Origin of the sequence: Polynucleobacter sp. JS-JIR-II-b4, from assembly GCF_018687815.1 — a bacterium.
Lineage (GTDB): Bacteria > Pseudomonadota > Gammaproteobacteria > Burkholderiales > Burkholderiaceae > Polynucleobacter.
This window is the reverse complement of the sequence record NZ_CP061306.1, coordinates 1,561,179-1,579,488: the sequence shown is the minus strand read 5'-3', so window position 1 is coordinate 1,579,488 and position 18,310 is coordinate 1,561,179. Positions and strand designations below refer to the sequence as shown.

19 protein-coding genes are annotated in these 18,310 nt (G+C 45.7%); 10 read left to right on the top strand and 9 right to left on the bottom strand.

The window, feature by feature from the left end:
* Genes ICV90_RS08000 through ICV90_RS07980 form a run of 5 tightly spaced genes read left to right on the top strand, consistent with a single transcriptional unit; the run spans window position 1 to window position 3,047 of the window.
* Window positions 1-168 carry a cbb3-type cytochrome c oxidase subunit 3 gene (locus tag ICV90_RS08000; RefSeq protein WP_215358288.1) on the top strand — a complete coding sequence of 56 codons (168 nt, stop codon included), beginning with the start codon at window positions 1-3 and terminating at the stop codon, window positions 166-168.
* Window positions 165-1,091 carry a cytochrome-c oxidase, cbb3-type subunit III gene (ccoP, locus tag ICV90_RS07995; RefSeq protein WP_215358286.1) on the top strand — a complete coding sequence of 309 codons (927 nt, stop codon included), beginning with the start codon at window positions 165-167 and terminating at the stop codon, window positions 1,089-1,091. The genes ICV90_RS08000 and ccoP overlap by 4 nt, the downstream gene beginning before the upstream one ends.
* A gap of 12 nt (window positions 1,092-1,103) precedes the next feature.
* Window positions 1,104-2,561 (top strand): cytochrome c oxidase accessory protein CcoG, encoded by a 1,458-nt coding sequence (gene ccoG, locus ICV90_RS07990; RefSeq protein ID WP_251367710.1) that lies wholly within the window; start codon window positions 1,104-1,106, stop codon window positions 2,559-2,561.
* 25 nt (window positions 2,562-2,586) lie between these two features.
* Window positions 2,587-2,790, top strand: coding sequence for a FixH family protein (locus tag ICV90_RS07985; protein ID WP_215358284.1), 204 nt, complete (start codon window positions 2,587-2,589; stop codon window positions 2,788-2,790).
* On the top strand, window positions 2,787-3,047 hold the full coding sequence (locus tag ICV90_RS07980) for a hypothetical protein (RefSeq protein WP_215358282.1): 261 nt from the start codon (window positions 2,787-2,789) through the stop codon (window positions 3,045-3,047). Before ICV90_RS07985 ends, ICV90_RS07980 begins: the two co-directional genes overlap by 4 nt.
* Here the strand turns inward: ICV90_RS07980 and fnr are convergent.
* Window positions 3,044-3,814, bottom strand: coding sequence for a fumarate/nitrate reduction transcriptional regulator Fnr (gene fnr, locus ICV90_RS07975; RefSeq protein ID WP_215358279.1), 771 nt, complete (start codon window positions 3,812-3,814; stop codon window positions 3,044-3,046). The two genes, ICV90_RS07980 and fnr, sit on opposite strands and share 4 nt — an antisense overlap.
* Window positions 3,815-3,890: 76 nt before the next feature.
* Here fnr and ICV90_RS07970 point away from each other — a divergent pair, with 76 nt between their 5' ends.
* Window positions 3,891-4,610 (top strand): sulfite exporter TauE/SafE family protein, encoded by a 720-nt coding sequence (locus ICV90_RS07970; RefSeq protein WP_215358277.1) that lies wholly within the window; start codon window positions 3,891-3,893, stop codon window positions 4,608-4,610.
* Between the two features lie 7 nt (window positions 4,611-4,617).
* Here the strand turns inward: ICV90_RS07970 and ICV90_RS07965 are convergent, their stop codons facing one another.
* Window positions 4,618-6,243, bottom strand: coding sequence for a SulP family inorganic anion transporter (locus ICV90_RS07965; protein WP_215358275.1), 1,626 nt, complete (start codon window positions 6,241-6,243; stop codon window positions 4,618-4,620).
* Window positions 6,244-6,263: 20 nt separating this feature from the next.
* Window positions 6,264-6,665 (bottom strand): DUF2177 family protein, encoded by a 402-nt coding sequence (locus tag ICV90_RS07960; RefSeq protein ID WP_215358273.1) that lies wholly within the window; start codon window positions 6,663-6,665, stop codon window positions 6,264-6,266.
* An 86-nt stretch (window positions 6,666-6,751) separates the two neighbouring features.
* On the opposite strand from ICV90_RS07960, the gene ICV90_RS07955 reads away from it, so the two are divergent.
* Window positions 6,752-7,192 carry a universal stress protein gene (locus ICV90_RS07955; protein ID WP_215358271.1) on the top strand — a complete coding sequence of 147 codons (441 nt, stop codon included), beginning with the start codon at window positions 6,752-6,754 and terminating at the stop codon, window positions 7,190-7,192.
* 66 nt (window positions 7,193-7,258) lie between these two features.
* Here the strand turns inward: ICV90_RS07955 and ICV90_RS07950 are convergent, their stop codons facing one another.
* Window positions 7,259-8,488, bottom strand: a complete 1,230-nt coding sequence (locus tag ICV90_RS07950) for a M23 family metallopeptidase (RefSeq protein ID WP_251367709.1) — start codon at window positions 8,486-8,488, stop codon at window positions 7,259-7,261.
* 643 nt (window positions 8,489-9,131) lie between these two features.
* Here ICV90_RS07950 and ICV90_RS07945 point away from each other — a divergent pair.
* Window positions 9,132-10,265, top strand: a complete 1,134-nt coding sequence (locus ICV90_RS07945) for a mandelate racemase/muconate lactonizing enzyme family protein (RefSeq protein ID WP_215358269.1) — start codon at window positions 9,132-9,134, stop codon at window positions 10,263-10,265.
* A gap of 86 nt (window positions 10,266-10,351) precedes the next feature.
* Here ICV90_RS07945 and ICV90_RS07940 read toward each other — a convergent pair whose 3' ends face one another.
* The 4 genes from ICV90_RS07940 to ICV90_RS07925 form a co-directional block, all read right to left on the bottom strand.
* Window positions 10,352-12,364: a TRAP transporter fused permease subunit gene (locus ICV90_RS07940; RefSeq protein WP_215358267.1), complete on the bottom strand. Its 2,013-nt coding sequence runs from the start codon at window positions 12,362-12,364 to the stop codon at window positions 10,352-10,354.
* A gap of 97 nt (window positions 12,365-12,461) precedes the next feature.
* Window positions 12,462-13,412 carry a TAXI family TRAP transporter solute-binding subunit gene (locus ICV90_RS07935; RefSeq protein WP_215358265.1) on the bottom strand — a complete coding sequence of 317 codons (951 nt, stop codon included), beginning with the start codon at window positions 13,410-13,412 and terminating at the stop codon, window positions 12,462-12,464.
* Between the two features lie 33 nt (window positions 13,413-13,445).
* Complete coding sequence (locus tag ICV90_RS07930; RefSeq protein WP_215358263.1) at window positions 13,446-14,372, bottom strand: dihydrodipicolinate synthase family protein; 927 nt, start codon at window positions 14,370-14,372, stop codon at window positions 13,446-13,448.
* A gap of 17 nt (window positions 14,373-14,389) precedes the next feature.
* Window positions 14,390-15,319 carry a 2-hydroxyacid dehydrogenase gene (locus ICV90_RS07925; protein WP_215358261.1) on the bottom strand — a complete coding sequence of 310 codons (930 nt, stop codon included), beginning with the start codon at window positions 15,317-15,319 and terminating at the stop codon, window positions 14,390-14,392.
* 85 nt (window positions 15,320-15,404) lie between these two features.
* Here ICV90_RS07925 and ICV90_RS07920 point away from each other — a divergent pair, with 85 nt between their 5' ends.
* Window positions 15,405-16,346 carry a 3-hydroxyacyl-CoA dehydrogenase family protein gene (locus ICV90_RS07920; protein WP_215358255.1) on the top strand — a complete coding sequence of 314 codons (942 nt, stop codon included), beginning with the start codon at window positions 15,405-15,407 and terminating at the stop codon, window positions 16,344-16,346.
* Window positions 16,347-16,368: 22 nt separating this feature from the next.
* Here the strand turns inward: ICV90_RS07920 and ICV90_RS07915 are convergent, their stop codons facing one another.
* On the bottom strand, window positions 16,369-17,574 hold the full coding sequence (locus ICV90_RS07915) for an MFS transporter (RefSeq protein ID WP_215358248.1): 1,206 nt from the start codon (window positions 17,572-17,574) through the stop codon (window positions 16,369-16,371).
* A 43-nt stretch (window positions 17,575-17,617) separates the two neighbouring features.
* On the opposite strand from ICV90_RS07915, the gene ICV90_RS07910 reads away from it, so the two are divergent.
* Window positions 17,618-18,298, top strand: a complete 681-nt coding sequence (locus tag ICV90_RS07910) for a cytochrome b/b6 domain-containing protein (RefSeq protein ID WP_215358246.1) — start codon at window positions 17,618-17,620, stop codon at window positions 18,296-18,298.
* Window positions 18,299-18,310: the final 12 nt, after the last annotated feature.

Below are 18,310 nucleotides of genomic sequence, written 5' to 3'. Positions count from 1 at the left end.
ATGGAACAGATTACTCCCTACCTCTCGGCATTTTCTACAGTAATAGGCCTAGTTTTTTTTGTAGGAATTGTTTTGTGGGCTTGGTCTCCTGGTCGCAAGAAAGCAAATCAGGAATCAGCAGAGCTTCCATTTGATCTTCCGGATGAATTTAGTAAGGACAAATCATGAGTGACTTTTTTAGCAGCGGTTGGAGTGCTTACATCGCCTTAGTTGCATTAGTTGGAATTTTCTGGTGTATCTGGCTTTTGTTCTCCCAAAGGAAAGCAAAGGTTGTGCATACGGCCGATGGCGCGGTTGCTGATACGGGTCACGTATGGGATGGCGATCTGCGTGAGTTAAATAATCCATTGCCACGTTGGTGGATGTGGATGTTCTTGCTCTCTTGCATCTTTGCATTGGTCTACTTAGTGTTATTTCCAGGTTTGGGATCATTTCCGGGGATTATGGGCTACACCACTGATGGTGCTTTGATGAGCTCTATGACTGAAGCAAATGATGAGCTAAAGCCTGTTTATGCGAAATACGTCAAGATGGACATTGAGCAAGTGGCGGCCGATCCTAAAGCCCGCGAAATGGGTCAACGCCTCTTCCTGAATTCTTGTGCACAGTGTCATGGCTCTGATGCTGGAGGCGCTAAAGGCTTTCCTAATTTGACTGATGGTGACTGGCTCTATGGAGGTTCACCAGAAAATATCAAGGCATCCATTACCTATGGACGTGGCGGTGTGATGCCTCCATTCCCACAACTGGATAGCAATCAAATTGTGGATGTTGCTAACTATGTACGTAGCCTCTCAGGTTTGTCAGCAGATGATGCTAAAGCAGCCCGTGGCGCACAAGTATTCGCTGCAAACTGCGTAGCCTGCCATGGCCCTGATGGCAAAGGAAATATTGCTATTGGTGCACCAAACTTAACTGATAAAACTTGGTTATATGGCGGTTCAGAAGCGACGATTATTGAAACGGTAACTAAGGGTCGTATGGCTATGATGCCTGCTCAAGATAAGGTATTGAGTCCTGAGAAGATTCATTTATTAGCAGCTTATGTCTGGGGTTTATCTAACAATAAACAACCAGCAACAGCTAAGTAAGAATAGCAATCAGTGCCATATATTCCGCCGGGTGGGAAACCTGTTCCGATAGAAGTTATTGAGGAGTCTCTTTACGAGGTTCGGCGAAAGATTTATCCGCGTTCAGTATCAGGGCTCTTTGCCCGCTGGCGCTTCATTCTGGTATTTGCTACTCAGCTGCTGTTTTACGGCTTGCCATGGGTTAGTTGGAATGGTCGTCAAGCAGTTCTCTTTGATTTAATTCAGCGTAAGTTTTACATCTTTGGCCTCGTGTTATGGCCACAAGACGTGATTTATCTCACCCTCTTATTGATTCTTTCTGCGCTCGCTTTATTTCTATTTACTGCAGTTGCCGGGCGTTTATTTTGTGGGTATGCCTGTCCGCAGACCGTCTATACCGAAATCTTCATGTGGATCGAGCGCAAGGTCGAGGGAGATCGTTTTGCCCGTATTCGTTTGGATGGCGAAGAGTGGCCTTGGGGTTTCCGTAAATGGCGTTTAAAGATTACGAAGCATTTCCTATGGTTATTGATCGCATTCTGGACAGGCTTTACTTTTATTGGGTATTTCACCCCAATTAGCACCTTAGGTTCTGCATTAATTCATCTGTCTTTGGGTCCATGGCAGACTTTCTGGTTGTGCTTCTATAGCTTTGCAACCTGGGGTAACGCAGGGTTCATGCGTGAACAAGTATGTAAATACATGTGCCCATATGCACGCTTCCAAAGCGTGATGGTAGATAAAGATACATTCTTGGTGACATACGATAAAGTGCGTGGCGAACCAAGGGGCAGTCGCAGCAAGTCTGCAGATCTAACTTCCCTGGGTTTGGGCGATTGCGTTGACTGCAGTATTTGTGTTCAAGTTTGCCCTACTGGCATTGATATTCGTGATGGCTTGCAATATATGTGTATTGGTTGTGGCGCCTGCATTGATGCATGCGATCAAGTGATGGAGAAGGTAGATTATCCAAAAGGACTCATTCGCTATACGACTGAGCGTGCCATTGAGGATAAAGAGTCCAATCAAAGTGCGATTCGCCATATTTTGCGCCCGCGCGTATTGATCTACACCGCTTTTATCACTGTGCTTACAGCCGCTTTTCTAGTTTCTCTCGCCACCAGAAACCCATTAAGGGTTGATGTGATGCGTGATCGTGGGGCATTGGCGCGTGAGGTTGAGGGTGTAAGGATTGAGAATATTTATCGCATTCAAATCATGAATGCATCTGAAAATAATATGAATGTGCAGGTGAAGGCGCTTGGTTTGGATGGATTAAAAGTGCTTAATTCACAAGGGCAGATTGTTACCGAGATTGAGGTTGGGCCAGCTAGCAATCTTCTGATGCCGATCAAGGTGAGCGCTGATGTTGGAGCGAATGAGGCTGGTAACTACCCAATTCATTTTGATGTAGTTGCCCATGAGATGTCAGGTGACGAGTTAATTACGAGAACTCGCGAAGAGAAATCAACTTTTATTATTCCCCGTTAAGCCAAAAGCAATGGAGAGGATGGATATGACAGAACAACAAAATACTAAACCCTGGTTCAAGCAACTATGGCCATGGCTTTTAATTAGTGGACCTGCTGTAGCCATGATTGGCTGCGCTATCACTATTTACTTGGCTGTAAATCTGTATGCAGATAAGCCATTACGTGATGGCCTTGTGAAGCAGGGCTTAAAGGTTGAGCAGCTTAAAGATGCGCAGGCAGCAAAATGAAGTACCGCCTACTAATCTGGATTTTGTGGCCCTCATTTTTGGCGGCTGGCATGGCAGAGGGCTTGTTGTTTACTGTGATCCACCCACAAGACCTTTTATTTTTTGGTTACCACCCAGATATTTCTGATGAGGGTATTTATACAGTCGGGTTCTTCGTGATTTGGACCTTCTGTGCGATCTCTAGCGCGCTTACTGCTTATATCCTGCCTGGGATTGAGTCATCTGATAGCAAGGAAGTCGACCGCGGCTTAATTTAAGCCTGTTTGATTGGGATTTCAGGGCTTGCGCAGCCGTGGCGATCTGGGTTTGGAATACCTGCCAGTTCATATAACCCATCCATATCGATGAGTTTGATGTGGCGTTGTTTGATTTGAATTAAGCCCGACTCTGCAAAGCGTGAGAGCATGCGACTGACAGTTTCAATTTGAATCCCAAGATAGCTGCCAATATCATTGCGGCTCATACGCAAGTCAAATTCATTATTTAAATAGCCGCGTGCAGCAAGACGTTGCGAGAGGCTTAATAAAAAGGCTGCCAATCTTTCTTCTGCACGCATCGTGCCAAGTGATAGTAGGTGGCGCTGATCTTGAGTCAGTTCCCGACTCATGATTTTATGGAACTGATTTTGTAAGACGGGGATCTGCCGAGCCAAATCTTCAAAAGCATCGTAACGAATAATGCAGACTTCGCTCTCTTCAAGTGCAATTGCATCAGACTGATAATGACCTTCACCAATGCCATCAAGACCTAGAATCTCACCGGGAAGATGAAAGCCAATCACTTGTTGTCGACCATCTTGCAGACAGAACTCTGTTTTAAGGGTGCCAAAACGAACGCTATATACAGAACTGAGTGGATCGCCGTGACGATAAAGGCTTTCACCTTTTTGAAGATGAACGCGCTCTTTAACTAAGGTATCGATTTGGGAAACTTCGCTACTATTTAATCCAACCGGCAGACAAAACTGACCCAGTACGCAAACTGAGCATTTGCTGGTTGGGCTATCGGTAGGTTTGTAGTTCATATTGGGGCTGATCTATGGGATCAGTTTATTCTATAAGTATGAAGATTATGGCTTTTACCTATTTTCTGTTAATTTCATGCTGACAGCTAGCTTACTCGTTGCGGTCTTTCTGGGCGCTCTTGTGAGTGGCTGGCACTGTGCACTGATGTGCGGTGGAATAGCGGCTGCCATAGAGCGGCCCAAAGCCCTGGAGACCCCTCTAAGACCAAAATCTGAGCTTTTTTACCTCCAATTAATCATGCATTTGGGTCGTGTCACAACTTATGTCTTACTGGGCATACTTGCCGCTTCAGTAGGGGTTGTGGTTTGGCAGCAAAACCTCATTCCAATCCAGCGCCCCTTATTTGCTTTAACTTCCCTGATCTTAATTTTGATGGGGGTACGCCTGCTCAGATTGGGCAAGTCAGAAGGCCTACTTGGCGGCAAATGGTTAAGTACAAAAATTGCAGCTTATTGGGCTAAATACTTGGGTGCTATGGCTAGCGGTCCTTCGCGTTGGTTTAGCGGCATGCTATGGGGTTTGGTGCCCTGTGGATTGGTCTACAGCGTTTTACCACTCGCCTTTTTATCTGGTGATGTAGCAACTGGTGCCGCACTGATGTTGGCATTTGGTTTGGGTACATTGCCCAACCTATTACTGATCTCTAAATTTTCAGCGGCGCTGACTCAGTTTGGGCAATATCTATGGGTGAGGTATTTGGCTTCTGCACTTCTATTGATTGCAGGCGGCTTTGGTATGTATCGTGCCTGGGTATTGCCAGAAGTCTTATTAAAAGGTGGCTTCTGTATTTCTTAAGTCGCTATTAAGCTGTTGCTGCTTCTATTCCGGAGCTTAGATCTGGGTAGAAAGAATCTTGGGGTAGTGCCGATAGAAATTCACTGCGCTCTGCCATCTCTAATGGTTGATGCGCTAAGCCGCAAATGATCAATCGAATATTACGAATCTTGCACAGGTGCGCTAGTTCCATGATCGTATCCATCCCAGAAGTATCAATGTAGATTACGTTCTTTAAATCGAGCAAGAGTGTTTGTGAGGGTAAATTCGTTTCAATCTTTTCAAGGAGTTTTACTGCCCCAAAAAAGATGGCACCATGAATGCGATAGGCATCAATTCGACCTTGCTGATTACTCAGCCCCGGGTAATCGCTGACTAGAGCAGGCTCACAACGCGATAGACTAGAGATGCGGTAAATGAAGGTAATAAAGGCGAGCAGTAAACCTACTTCTACTGCAATCGTGAGATCTAGTACAACAGTGAGAATAAAGACGCTCAAGATGGTGATTCGATACGGCAAGCGGAATTGCTTCAGATCGATGAACTTCTGCCACTCTCCCATATTCCAGGCCACATAAATCAAGATGGCGGCAAGGCTAGCTAAAGGAATGTTTTTGGCGAGCGGCGCTGCAAACAAAACGATGACTAGTAAAGTTGCTGCATGCACGAGTCCAGAGACAGGTGTAGTGCCGCCACTCTCTATATTAGTAACCGTGCGAGCAATCGTTCCGGTCGCTGGCATGCCACCAAAAAATGGAATCGTGAAGTTAGCAATGCCTTGAGCTACTAGCTCTTGATTTGATTCATGGCGATCATGAATGAGGCCATCGGCAATGCGCGCACAAAGTAAAGATTCAATTGCACCTAAAAGGGCAAGTGTTAGGGCTGGTGCCACCATGTATTGAGCGCTATCCCAGCTTACCGGAATCCATTCAAAAGCGGGGAGCCCTGAAGGGATGCCGCCAAAGCGACTACCAATCGTATCTACCGGTAAATTAAAAATGCTGGTAACGATCGTAGCAACCACCATTGCTACCACTGTGCCAGGAAGATGAGAGAGCCAGCCTAAGCGATTCTGAAATAGCTTCCATAAAATGAGTAAGGCAAGACTCCCACAAGCTAAACCAAGCGCAATGGGGTTAAAGGTGTCTGCTGCTAAGTAGAGCGCATGCACTGATTGAAAAAATTGAGCTGGCATTTTTTCAATCTGAAGTCCGAAGAAATCTTTGACTTGAGATAGCCCAATCAAAAAGGCAATGCCATTGGTAAAACCAATAATGACTGCAATTGGAATGAAGCGTACTAGCGTTCCAAGGCGAAATACTCCCATCAGAAATAAAAATACTCCTGACATGGCGGTTGCGAGTAATAAATTTGGAACACCATAGCGCTCCACAATGCCGTAAACAATGACTATGAAGGCGCCGGCCGGTCCGCCAATTTGTACGCGGCTACCTCCAAGTAAGGAGATAAGCCCGCCAGCAATAATGGCAGTAAAAATACCCGCTTGGGGTTTGAGTCCACTGGCAATAGCAAAAGCCATGGCTAATGGGAGCGCAACAACGCCAACCGTCATTCCAGCAAAAACATCCTTAGTGAAAAGGGCGCGGCTATAGCCAGAAAATGAGTCAAAAAGTCGGGGACGAAAAAACATAAGATGAATGTTTCAATGGCCTAAGAGATGCGGTTGCCAACCCAGTATGCAAAACTCGCACACAAGGCGGTAACAAAACTGCCCCATGCAATATCAATGAAAGCTAATTGCGTTGGAAAGTTTCTAACCACCGCCAGATTGGTGAGGTCGTAGGTCATGTAGCAAAACAGGCCAAATAAAGCGCCATATTGCAGTGCATATATCCAGGATTGTTTTGATAGCGCTGGAACAATTACAAAAATGCAGACGCCTAATGCATAAAGAAGGTAGAACGCGAGCCCAGCTAGAAGTTTAGGTTCGCTGGCCATTAAGTCACCCATCTCATTGCGATAGAGATTCTTTGCGATACCTAAAAGCCATACCAAATCGATTGCAATGAGGGCGATTAAAAATGAGAGGTAAATGGCAAAATTCTTGAGCAATTAAGTTACCTTTATTCTTTTATAGGCTAATAATAAGTATTATGATGGAAAGAGCAGACGAGTAGTTCAATTTAAAGGGAGTCAACATGTTTAAGCATTTATTGGTGCCAGTAGATGGTTCAGATGTCAGCAAAAAATCCTTAAAGAAAGTCGCCGCACTTGCTAAGGCAGATGGCGCTGCAGTTACTTTGGTATATGTTTCTGATCCTACACCTCCGATGGTTTATTCAGATAGCACCATGGGCTATGGAATTTCAAAGAAACAGCACACAGAAGCTTGCGCGGCTTTTGCACGGGATGTATTTAAGAAGTCTACAACCGCACTGGGAGCTGGCGCTAAGGTGAAAAGTCTTCACATTGAAAATAGCAACCTATCTGAAGGTATTTTGGCTGGCGCAAAAAAAGCGAAAGCGGATGTGATTGTTATGGCGTCTCATAAGCGCACAGGTATCAAAGGGATCCTGTTGGGTAGCGAGACCCATGAAGTCATTGTGCATTCCACATTGCCAGTATTAGTTCTGGGTTAATTTACCCAGCATCAAGTGAAAAGGGTCCAATTGGACCCTTTTTTTCAGCAGTATTCCTGAATTTATTTAGTTATGCTTAATAGGGCTACCTAGCAGAAGCATCTCTCTAGTTAGCTGCCCACTCTCGTTATCGCGCATGGACCATAAATCAAGTTGGGTTTTGGAGCCATATGGGTCTACATAAATCCCATTTTTCCTTAATTCAAAATGAAGGTGTGGCCCCGTTGATCTCCCGGTTGTTCCTACGTAGCCAATTTCCAAGCCGCGCCGCACTTCGTTACCTAACTCAAGCTCTACGTTGTAATTACTCAAGTGGGCATAGTAGGTGTGGTAATTGCCTGGATGCTCTAAAACAATTAAGTTTCCAAATGCACCGCTAAAGCCTATGTGCACTACTTTGCCATTGGCAACACTAAAAATGGGGGTGCCGATTGGGGCAGCATAGTCAATCCCCATGTGGGCGCGATAGCGTTGCTTTGTTGCTGGCGACTGGCTTGGGGCAGCTGGCGCGGGACTCTTGCTGCGCTTGCTTGAAGAGGCTCTGACCATGCCTACCCCCCGGGAAATACGGCGATAGCTTAATGGGTTAGTCCAGAAGGAGCGCTCAAGCGATTCTCCGGATCCTGTAAAGAAGCCCCCAGGTATATCACTGCGCTCCATCCAAAAAGCATTCGCATAAACGTCTTTGGTGGTGGGGTCAATAATTTCTGCAGCCCAAATTTGCGCCCATCTTTCTCGATCGCCAAAGTCAACAATCAAGCGCACAACGCTGTTAGTATTTTCGAGAGAATTATTTTCTTCAGGATAGATTTGCTTGATCAGGGAATTTAATTCCCAAACCAGCTCAACTGGCAATTGATCGCTTACTTTTCGAGTGTCATACAAGACATCTCTTAAAGGAATCCGAATCTCAGTTAAGCGCTTAGATTCATCCTTAAGATAGTCTTGCTGAATTAAAAACCCACCAACAGCAGATGGTGTAAATGTCCATACTTCAGTTTTACTATCTTGGATTGGACCATTCATGATGCTCAATGAGTCGAAACGATTACGACTTCCAAAGGCAACCGCATAAGGGATGCAATCTCCACGCATGTGATCAAAAAATGTTTTAGTCTGATTTTTGAAGAATTCAGCAAACTGGCGGTTATCAATGCCAACGCTAGCTGGTAGGCTATCTTCATTAAAATTACGTCTCAGGCATCCTTGAGCTACTCGATAGTCAAGGTTTGCATCGCTATCGAGCATCAATTCATCTGGGGCTTTTCGCTGAAATAGCGATGGGTTCAGGCTCATGCTATTAGTTTTTGAGCCAGTACCCGCTGATTTATCTTTGAAGCCAACCTGCCTGCTGCTTTGGACTGTTATCTTTTTGCGCGCTTGGGTCGTATTTTGAGGTTGGCTGCTTTGAGCTGCATATGCCAAGCCCGGGGTTGAGCTAAGAAAGGCGCAGCCAGAAAAAATGATTACTCCCCTAGTGAACAGGGAGCCAAGAGATACTTTTTTATTCACCCCTCAATTATCTAATAATGTGAGGGCTCTTCCGAATAAATATGCTGTGCTGCAGCAAATTAGACTTAATCTTGATCGGGCGCTAGCTTGAGAGCTTCAAAGGCGGCTTTCAGCCTTTGCCCATAATTTTGCTTTACAGCGACCGCCTCATCGACTGGCCAAGGTCTAAAACCGGCAGCTTTAGCAATATCAGTTTTGCCACTTTTAACTAAATCTGTTGCACAACATGGTGGTTTGAGGATATTGGGGGGGGTGAATGTATCAACTTTGCAGCAAATCTAACATACAAGATACTTGTTCGGATAACAACAACTCGGCTCATTTTCGCCATCTGCATTTGTAATGGAGTGGATTAATTATTCTTTATTCAGGCACCTGTCGGCACATTAAATTCTCGATACAATCAATTTTTGATTAAGGAGTTTAGATGCCGATTATTGAATCCATCCAAGTTGCCTCTGTAGCAGTACCTTTGGATAAAGTCACTTCATTTTCCACTCGCACTGTTTCTGAGCGTCACTATTGCCTGGTAAAAGTTCGCGGCAAGGATGGTAATGAGGGCATCGGCTTTTGCTATGTCGGCAGTGCCGGCGGAGATATTGCCAAACTTGCTGTTGAGCAATTGCTGGCCCCCAAACTCATTGGTCAAAATAGTCACCGCAGTGAAGGTCTCTGGATGGAGATGTATAACGAATCCATCCTCCAGGGTCGTGCAGGCGCAGTAATGCGCGGCATCTCGATTTTGGATACTGCTTTGTGGGATTTAAATGCGCGCTCAGTTGGCTTACCTTTGCATCAATACTTGGGTTCAGTGGTTGATGATCGGGTGCCAGCTTATGCTAGTGGCGGCTACTATCTTGAAGGTAAAACGCCTGCCAAGTTAGGCAAAGAAATGGAGTCTTACGTAAAGCAGGGCTTTAAGGCAGTCAAGATGAAGGTGGGGCGTTTATCGCCTTCAGAAGAGGAGGCGCGTGTAAAGGCGGCTCGCCAAGCTGTAGGTGATGATGTATTGCTTACTCTCGATGCAAATAATGCCTGGCGCGATCTACCTACGGCTCTCGAGTATGTGCGTCGCTTTGAGGCATACAACCCGTATTGGATTGAAGAACCTTTTTCTCCAGATGCGATTGATTTACATGCTGCCTTGGCGCGTCAAACCAAAATCAACGTTGCTACCGGTGAAATGGAAGCAGGGCGCTGGCGCTTTAGAGAGTTGATTGATGCTGGTGGAGCTGCCATTCTGCAATCTGATGCGGCTGTCTGCGGAGGTATTACCGAGTGGAGAAGAATTTCTGCGTACGCTGATTTGAAGGGCGTCATAGTTTGTCCGCACTGGATGCATGATTTGCATGCACCATTGGTGGCAGCCACACCCAATGCACGCTTTGTCGAATTCTTCTTGGATGATCAGGTGCTGAACTTCCGTAGATTGATCAATAAGCAGCTGACATTTAAGAATGGGGACTTGATTTTGCATAAAACCCCTGGTTTAGGTTTCGAGTTTGATGAATCTGCTGTCAAGAAATATGCTGGTAAAGCCGCTTGGACCAAGATCTCTTAAGATAAGCAATTGCTAGAAACAATAAGGCCCGCTCAAGCGGGCCTTATTGTTTTGAGGATGAGATCCGCCCACCTATTGGGTGTACCTTAAGAAGATCTGGGATTGAGTTTGAAATGGGTAATTGTTTGAGTCACCAGCACCAAACCAAATCCAACAAAGCCAACTAAGTCCGCCTCTGTGGAAGGGTAGGCAAGAGCAACCCCAGAGAACACCATGATGACGCGCTCAAAGATCTTGGTTTTCTCAATGAACCAACCTTGTAATCCACCGGCTAGGCAGATGATTCCAACAACGGCCGTGAAAGAGACCCAAGCAATTTGCATCCAGTCTGCTTGCTCAAGAGCGCTAGTTGATCCCATCAACAACAAGCTGACGCCTGACTTATCTAACACAAACATAAATGGAACTAGAATGGCCGGAGCAACATATTTCCAAGTTTGCAAAGTAGTCTTATAGGGATTACCTTTACAAATTGCGGCGGCTGCAAATGGCGAGAGTGCAGTCGGTGGCGACACTTCAGAAAGTACAGCGTAATAGAAGATAAACATGTGAGCTGCAAAATCAGGCACGCCTAAATTAATCAAAGCAGGCGCTGCAATTACCGCACAAATAATGTAAGAAGCAGTTACTGGAACAGCAAGGCCAACCACCCAAACTACAAGGGCGGTAAAGATGGTTGTTAGCAAGAGCGAGCCACCTGCGTACTGAATAACAATCGAGCTAAATTTTAGGCCAAGACCGGTTAAGGTAACGGTACCCACAATGAGGCCGGCACCAGCACAGGTGGCGGCGATAGCTAAGACACCAGTTGAACCAGTTGCAAGTGCCTTAGTCAGGTTGGAGTTGTATAGGCCAGAGAGAATCGGTTCTTTACCTTTAAACCATGCCCAAGGAATAATGGCAGTATCTTCACGCAACATGCTGGATAAGGCCGAAACTACTGTCGCCCAGAATACGGACATGACAGGGGAGAAGCCCATCAGCATAAACACCACAATCGAGATGAGGGAGAAGAAGTGAAACCAATATTTCTTAGTGAGCTGCCAAGCTGTTTCGGAAGACTCAAAGTGAATATTTTTCATGCCATATTTGCGTACATCAATTTCGACCATCACGAATAAGCCAAGATAGAAAAGGATGGTTGGGATGGTTGCCATCAGCAATACGTCTAAATACGAAATCTTCAGAAAATCTGCAATTAGGAATGCAGCTGCGCCCAGTACAGGAGGCGAGATAATGGCACCAAGACCACCTGCTGCCAAAAGGCCGCCGGCAGCATTTTTCTCGTAACCCACTTTGTCCAGCATGGGTGCTGCAACTGAGCCCACGGTAACTGTTGTTGCTACACCGGATCCTGATGGTCCGCCGAGCAAGAAGGAGGACATTACGATGGTTCTGCCAACCCCAGAAGATTTTCCACCCATTGCCGCGAATGAGAAATCAATAAAGAACTTTCCTGCGCCAGTAAATTGCAAGAAAGCGCCGAAGATGGTGAAAAGAATGATGAGGGTTGCAGAAACATCAACAGCTGTGCCATAGATGCCCTCAAGTGTCATATACATATAGCCTACCAGACGATCAAGATCGTAACCCTTGTGAGTCCAAGGTGCTGGTAAGTAGTTGCCAAATAATGCATAGAGCAGAAACAGGGCTGTTACTGTAACCAAGATCATGCCATTGGTTCTGCGCACACTTTCTAAGATTAGGAGAATTAATGCAATGCCCACCATGACATCGGTAGAGTTAGGCGCAGTATTGCGGTCCATAAAATCATCGCCACCACTCAGAATGTAATAGGCAATTCCAACGGATACAAGCGCAAAAACGATATCCCAGGGCATTAAGCGATTTTTGAAGCGATCAGCTATTGGAAAGCTGAGGAATACTAAAAATAAAACTAGAGCAACGTGTATGACGCGCAACTCTTGCGTTGGCACAATCGAATACGCGGCATATAAGTGAAAGAGCGACATGCCTACCGCTACAAGGGTAATGAATTTGGCTAGCAGGCCTTTGTAATCATTTGAATCGCCTTCCTCTTGCTTAATAAAGGCGTCTAATTTTTCTTGGGTTTCGTTATCGATAACGTTTTGATTCATGTCTCAACCTCTGTAATTATTTTTATGCACTACTTTATGTATTCACTACCGTAAAACGAAAGGGGTGAGACTGGCTCACCCCCGATAGAGCATCAAATTAATTGAGTTTGACGTTCTTTTCTTTGAAGTACTTGAGTGCGCCTGGATGAAAATCAATAGGGGTTGATTTTGTTTTTTGGTTTTCTAGGCTGACGCTCATAAATTCTTGATGAGTACGCACCAATTCCAATTTGTTATCAAAGATTGCCTTAACAATCTTATAAGCCTGATCATCAGGCATATTGGCATTAACTACCAAGATATTGGCAACTGCTGCGACTTTATTGTCTCTAGCCATGCCGCTATAAGTGGCCTTTGGAATAGTAGTTACAAAGTAAAGGTTGCCATATTTTTTATTCATGGCAGCCACCTCTTCGCCGGTGTCGACCATCACAATCTTGGTTCCTGGCGTATTGGCTAAGTCAGTTACGGCTGCTGTTGGTAATCCACCCACCCAGAAGAATGCATCAATTTTGCGGTCTTTAATGGCATTAACGGATTCGGCAACGCTCAATCGCTCACGCTTCACATCCTTGTCTTTATCAATCCCAGCAGCTTCCAGTAGGCGAAATGCCATGACTTCCGTTGCGCTACCAGGGGCGCCAGTACTAATGCGCTTGCCCTTGAGGTCTTTCATGGACTTAATGCCTGTGGAATCGACTGTTACCACGTGCATGAGGTTTGGATACAGAACAACTAAAGTACGTAGATCTACTTTTTTGCCAGCAAACTTACCTTCGCCAATCTGAGCATCTTTAGCAGCGTCAGCCATGGAGAAGCCAACATATGGCTTACCTGTGCCAATGAGATTCAAGTTGTCTACTGAACCACCTGTTACTTCTGCTGTTGCAGACATGCCAGGAACCTTGCTGGAGAGAACAGAGGCTAGACCACCGCCCATAGGGTAGTAAACACCGCCTGTACCACCAGTTGCGATAGAAATATTCTGTGCACTTACGCTGGCGCAAAGAAGGCTGAGTGATAAGGCAATGACTTTAAGTAGTTTCATTGTTGTCTCCTAATTATTTTTTGAATTTATAAATTACAGGCCAGGCATGCTGAAGTTGATTGCTTTCAGCTCAGCAAGTAGTTGGGCTTGTTGATCAGCACTTAACTGCATCAGTGGTGGACGTACACGGAGCCACTCAGCATCTTTGGTGTAATGGGCTACAGCCGTTTTCATACCAGCAATCATTTGGTACTTGGCAAAAATGCCGCGCACTTGGTCTAGGCTAGCTTGACGTTCATCAGCATTGGATTCTCTCCAATGAGCCGCTAAATCGGCAATCGCTTTTGGGTTCACATTGGCGGTAGCAGAGATGCAGCCAACGCCGCCAGCACGCAAGGCACGCATGAGGAATACTTCGCTACCTGCATATACGCGGAAGCCTGAAGGGGCTAACAACTTGATCACAGATTCTGTATAAGCCCAATCACCGGAGCTATCTTTCATGCCTACAACAGTTTTTGGATACTCTTTTGCTAAACGCTCAAGCAAAGATAGACTTAAATTGATTTTGGTAACTGGTGGAATGTTGTAGATATAAATCTGTAGTGCGGCACTGCCGACTTTTTGAATCACTTCAGAAAAATAAGCAAATAAGCCATCATCAGTAACGTCTTTGTAATAAAAAGGCGGCAACATCAGCACCCCTGCGCATTTATGATTTACTGCATGGCGGGTCATGTTGACAGTAGCGTCGATGGAAGTTGCACCAGTGCCTGGCATCAGGTGATCTGGATTTAAGCCGCCTTCAATTAATGCAGTTAAGGTGCTCATCTTCTGTGGAGCAGACATCGAGTTTGCTTCGGAATTCGTGCCAAAGATGGCTTGTCCAACGCCATTGGCTTCTAACCATTGACATTGTTTTAGTAACTTAGGAGCGTCTGGGCTGCCGTCTGCCTTGAATGGGGTAATTACTGGTGATAACACCGCAGGTAAGGTGGATGGGTGCAAGGAAATCGTCATACTGGCTCCGTTATTTTTTAGTTATTTACTTCCGATGGAAGTGTTTGTTGCTCAAAGAATGCTTCTAAATTATCTACAGCTAAATTAGTCATGGCTATCCGTGTTTCCGCGGTAGCACTCCCAATATGTGGTGTTAACAATACATTATCAAGCGTTAAAAATTCATGACTTGGGTTAGGTTCGTTCTCAAAAACATCTAAAGCGGCACCAGCAATCTTTTTATGCTGCAGTGCATATAAAAGGGCGGGCTCATCTACAACGCTTCCACGCGCAATATTAATTAAGTAACCCGATGGCCCCAGGGCCTCTAGTACATTGGCATTGATCATTTTGTCTGTAGCTGGAGTTGCAGGACAGGCCAAAAACAAAATATCGCAGACCTTCGCCAGCGCTTCAACGTCAGGGTAATAGGTATAAGGGAGGGATTTTTTATTGGGCCCTGAATAAGCAATTTCTACTTTAAAGGGCTCTAAACGTTTAGCCAGATCTTGCCCAATGCGACCCATGCCGGATATGCCTACACGCTTACCAGCTAGGGTGGTGGTCAGCCTAAAGGGCGCCTTTGACCATGCTGTACTTTTGACATATTCCTGAGCCTCGGGCAGTTGGCGCAGTAGGGCTAGCATCATGCCAATGGCCAGTTCGCATACCGCATCATTCAGAACGCCAGGAGTATTGCTTGCCTTAATGCCTTGCTCTTTTAGATAGCTTAATGGCAGGTTGTCATAGCCGACCCCGCAAGTAGCAACCATACGAATACTGGGGATCTGTTTAACTAGGGCCTCGGGCAGCTTGGTATTGGAGCGAATCAAAATCGCCTGAAAGTTTCCGGCAGGAGCAGGCTCTTGAGGATCGGGATGGTGAAAAGGGGTAAAGCGCCGATCTATTTCTGCCTGCATAATTTCAGGGAAATGGCCGACCTGTAGCACCGAATTGACGGGGATCATGTCTCACTAACTTTTTTATTGAAATAATGACCCCATTGTAAGAGGATTTTTCAGAAAAAGTCCTTCCCCTTTTAGGAGAGTATTCATGTTATTTACCCCAGCTGAAACCAAGGTAGTTATCGTCGGTGGGGGCACTATGGGCGCAGACGTTGCGGCCGTTTGTGCACGTGGTGGCTGTGCAGTCCAGGTGGTAGAGCCAACTACAGAGCGACGAGCCCTCTTGCCGGATTACTTTGCAAGCACCATGGCAGATCTCGGTTATGAGAATCGCATTCATTTGCTGTCTGTGGCGGGTTCGCTCGAAGAGGTTGATTGGTCTGATATTGATTTGGTGATTGAGTGTGTGCCTGAGCGTTTAGATATCAAGCGAGAGCTATTTGCGAAGTTGGAAAAATATGCAAAGCCTGAGGCGGTATTGGCAAGCAATAGTACGAGCTTCCCAATTAGTGAAATTGCCAACGGCCTAAAAACAGCTGCTCGTATGATTGGCTTACATTTCTTTATGCCTGCCCATTTAGTACCTTGTGTAGAGGTGGTATATGGTGCAAAGACTTCTCCAATGGTAGGTGAAAGCCTCTCACGTTTAATGACAGCGTGTGGCATGGTGCCTGTTACTGTGAAAAAAGATCTTCCAGGATTTTTGGCTAATCGTTTGCAGCATGCTTTATCGCGTGAGGCTTTTTCAATGGTTGATGAAGGCATCTGTACACCAGAAGATATTGATAAGGCCGTTCGTTTTGGTTTTGGCTTTCGCTATATCGCCGCAGGCCCAGCCATGCAACGAGATCATGCTGGCCTTGAGGTACACGGTGCTGGAGGCGCAACCATCTATCCAACCTTAAACAATTCACCAACGATAGCGAAGTGCTTGAGTGATCGCATCGCAAGCGGCAAGTTTGGCATGAAAACTGGTGAAGGCTTCTTCACCTGGACTGCTGAAACAATTAAGGCTGAACGTGAGCGCTATCAAGAAGCATTGCGTGCTGGCCTGAAGATTATTCAGAAAGATCTGCCTGAAATTAAATAGCAACAAGTTGTTGGGTTGGCTACTAAGAAATATCTTTCAGATGTAGCTTGCCTAGATGTGGGGCGAGTCGGTAAGTAATAAGGACGATAGCAATCGTCGCGACTCCGCCAAATACGATGGATGGCACTAAGCCGATCATACTGGCAGCAATGCCAGATTCAAGCGCACCCAATTCATTGGATGAACCAATGAAGATGCCGTTAATAGCGCTAATTCTGCCGCGCATATGATCTGGCGTAGTGAGCTGCATGATGCTGCCCCGAATTACCACTGATATCGAGTCAAAGCATCCGGAGATAAATAGAAAGAATGCGCAGAGCCATAAATTGCTGGAGATGCCAAAGGCAATAATCGCCGCCCCAAATCCTGCCACTGAGATCAGGAGATATTTTCCCGAGTCGTTCAGCACAGGGCGTCGAGCGAGGTAGATTCCAGTAAGTACAGCCCCAGCTGCCGGCGCTGCACGCAGTATTCCCAGGGTTTCCGGACCTGCATTGAGCACTTCCTTAACAAATGCTGGAAGGATAGAAACTGCGCCACCGAAGAGAACGGCAAACATATCAAGTGCCATGATGCTTAAAATCAATTCATGTTTTCTGACGTAATGGAAGCCTTCTAAAAAGCTTTTTAGAAAGTGTTTAGATAAGTCGCTCGACTTCTCTTGGACGGCAGTAATGAAAGTGATTCCATATAAACCGACTGCCCCGCAGAAGGCGGCGAGCAAATAAGTCCACTCAAGACCAGCGAAACCAATCATCAGTCCACCTAATCCTGGGCCGGCCACTACGCAAATCTGAAAAGCTGAAGATGCATATGCTGTGTAACGCGGCAGTTGGTCTCTCGGAATAATTTGTCCAAAAAGCGCTTGATAAGAAGGTCTTAGTAAAGCTCTCCCAATGCCAATAAATGCCACCGCGGTGTAGATCAACGGTATCGGTGGTGTAAGCCAGCCCAATGCGATGACCGTTAAAAATAACCCGACCGCAATATGAATGAGGCAGGCGATTGCAGCAATCCATTTACGGGAGTAGTGATCAACCGCGTGACCTGAATACAGAGCCAGTGCAAAGTAGGGAACAAGCTCCGCGAGACCAATCAGCCCAAGTGAAACTACGCTGTTAGTGATTTCGTAGAGATGCCAACCTACCGCCACCATCGTAATTTGATAGCTTAGGGTTGCGCCAATGCGGTACAGCAATAGGGTTCTAAAGGCTTTGCCAGGATTCATGAATTCCCTCCATTTTAGAGGAGAAGAGGATTATCCTTAAAGGATGAAGAAAATTATTCGAGTATGGGATCTACCAATCCGCGTATTTCATTGGTTGCTGGTGATTTGTATAGCTGGTAGCTTTGTGACCATCAATTTGGGTGATGAATTCATTCAATGGCATGCTTATTTCGGTTACAGCATTTTGACCTTGTTGATCTTCAGAATTGTCTGGGGTTTTGTTGGATCCACCCATGCGCGCTTCACCTCTTTCTTGCCAACTAAAAAAGCGATTTTTGATTACTTAAGTGGAAGTTCGCCTCGCGTTCTTGGACATAACCCGATTGGTGCAATTTCTGTATTTGCACTCATTTTTGTTTTATGCGTTCAAGTGCTGACTGGCTTATTTGTCGACGATGAGGTCTCCTTTCAGGGGCCACTAGCAAAGTATGTGTCTGGTTCGATATCTTCATTTTTATCGGAGATTCACGAAGGTAATCAAGTGGTGATTTACACCCTTATTGCAATTCATATCGCAGCGATTTGGTATTACAAGAAATTCAAAGGTGAGAATCTCATTAAGCCAATGATTAGTGGCGATAAAGAAATCGACCCAAGCGAAGAGGCTCAATACCTGCCTGCTGACTTGGGTCGTGACTCCAAGGATGGAGTGTTACAGCGCGGTTTCGCTTTGATACTTTTAAGCGTGATCGCGGTAGCGGTCGGTTACTTAATTACGAAATAACGATCACTAAAA

Coding starts and splice junctions, on each gene's coding strand:
- ICV90_RS07985 (WP_215358284.1), top strand. CDS start 2,587: ATGACAGAACAACAAAATACTAAACCCTGGTTCAAGCAACTATGGCCA.
- ICV90_RS07910 (WP_215358246.1), top strand. CDS start 17,618: ATGAAGAAAATTATTCGAGTATGGGATCTACCAATCCGCGTATTTCAT.
- ICV90_RS07970 (WP_215358277.1), top strand. CDS start 3,891: ATGCTGACAGCTAGCTTACTCGTTGCGGTCTTTCTGGGCGCTCTTGTG.
- ICV90_RS07950 (WP_251367709.1), bottom strand. CDS start 8,488: ATGAGCCTGAACCCATCGCTATTTCAGCGAAAAGCCCCAGATGAATTG.
- ICV90_RS07945 (WP_215358269.1), top strand. CDS start 9,132: ATGCCGATTATTGAATCCATCCAAGTTGCCTCTGTAGCAGTACCTTTG.
- ICV90_RS07930 (WP_215358263.1), bottom strand. CDS start 14,372: ATGACGATTTCCTTGCACCCATCCACCTTACCTGCGGTGTTATCACCA.
- ICV90_RS07980 (WP_215358282.1), top strand. CDS start 2,787: ATGAAGTACCGCCTACTAATCTGGATTTTGTGGCCCTCATTTTTGGCG.
- ICV90_RS07935 (WP_215358265.1), bottom strand. CDS start 13,412: ATGAAACTACTTAAAGTCATTGCCTTATCACTCAGCCTTCTTTGCGCC.
- ICV90_RS07925 (WP_215358261.1), bottom strand. CDS start 15,319: ATGATCCCCGTCAATTCGGTGCTACAGGTCGGCCATTTCCCTGAAATT.
- ICV90_RS07965 (WP_215358275.1), bottom strand. CDS start 6,243: ATGTTTTTTCGTCCCCGACTTTTTGACTCATTTTCTGGCTATAGCCGC.
- ICV90_RS07955 (WP_215358271.1), top strand. CDS start 6,752: ATGTTTAAGCATTTATTGGTGCCAGTAGATGGTTCAGATGTCAGCAAA.
- ICV90_RS07940 (WP_215358267.1), bottom strand. CDS start 12,364: ATGAATCAAAACGTTATCGATAACGAAACCCAAGAAAAATTAGACGCC.
- ICV90_RS07920 (WP_215358255.1), top strand. CDS start 15,405: ATGTTATTTACCCCAGCTGAAACCAAGGTAGTTATCGTCGGTGGGGGC.
- ccoP (WP_215358286.1), top strand. CDS start 165: ATGAGTGACTTTTTTAGCAGCGGTTGGAGTGCTTACATCGCCTTAGTT.
- ICV90_RS08000 (WP_215358288.1), top strand. CDS start 1: ATGGAACAGATTACTCCCTACCTCTCGGCATTTTCTACAGTAATAGGC.
- ICV90_RS07915 (WP_215358248.1), bottom strand. CDS start 17,574: ATGAATCCTGGCAAAGCCTTTAGAACCCTATTGCTGTACCGCATTGGC.
- fnr (WP_215358279.1), bottom strand. CDS start 3,814: ATGAACTACAAACCTACCGATAGCCCAACCAGCAAATGCTCAGTTTGC.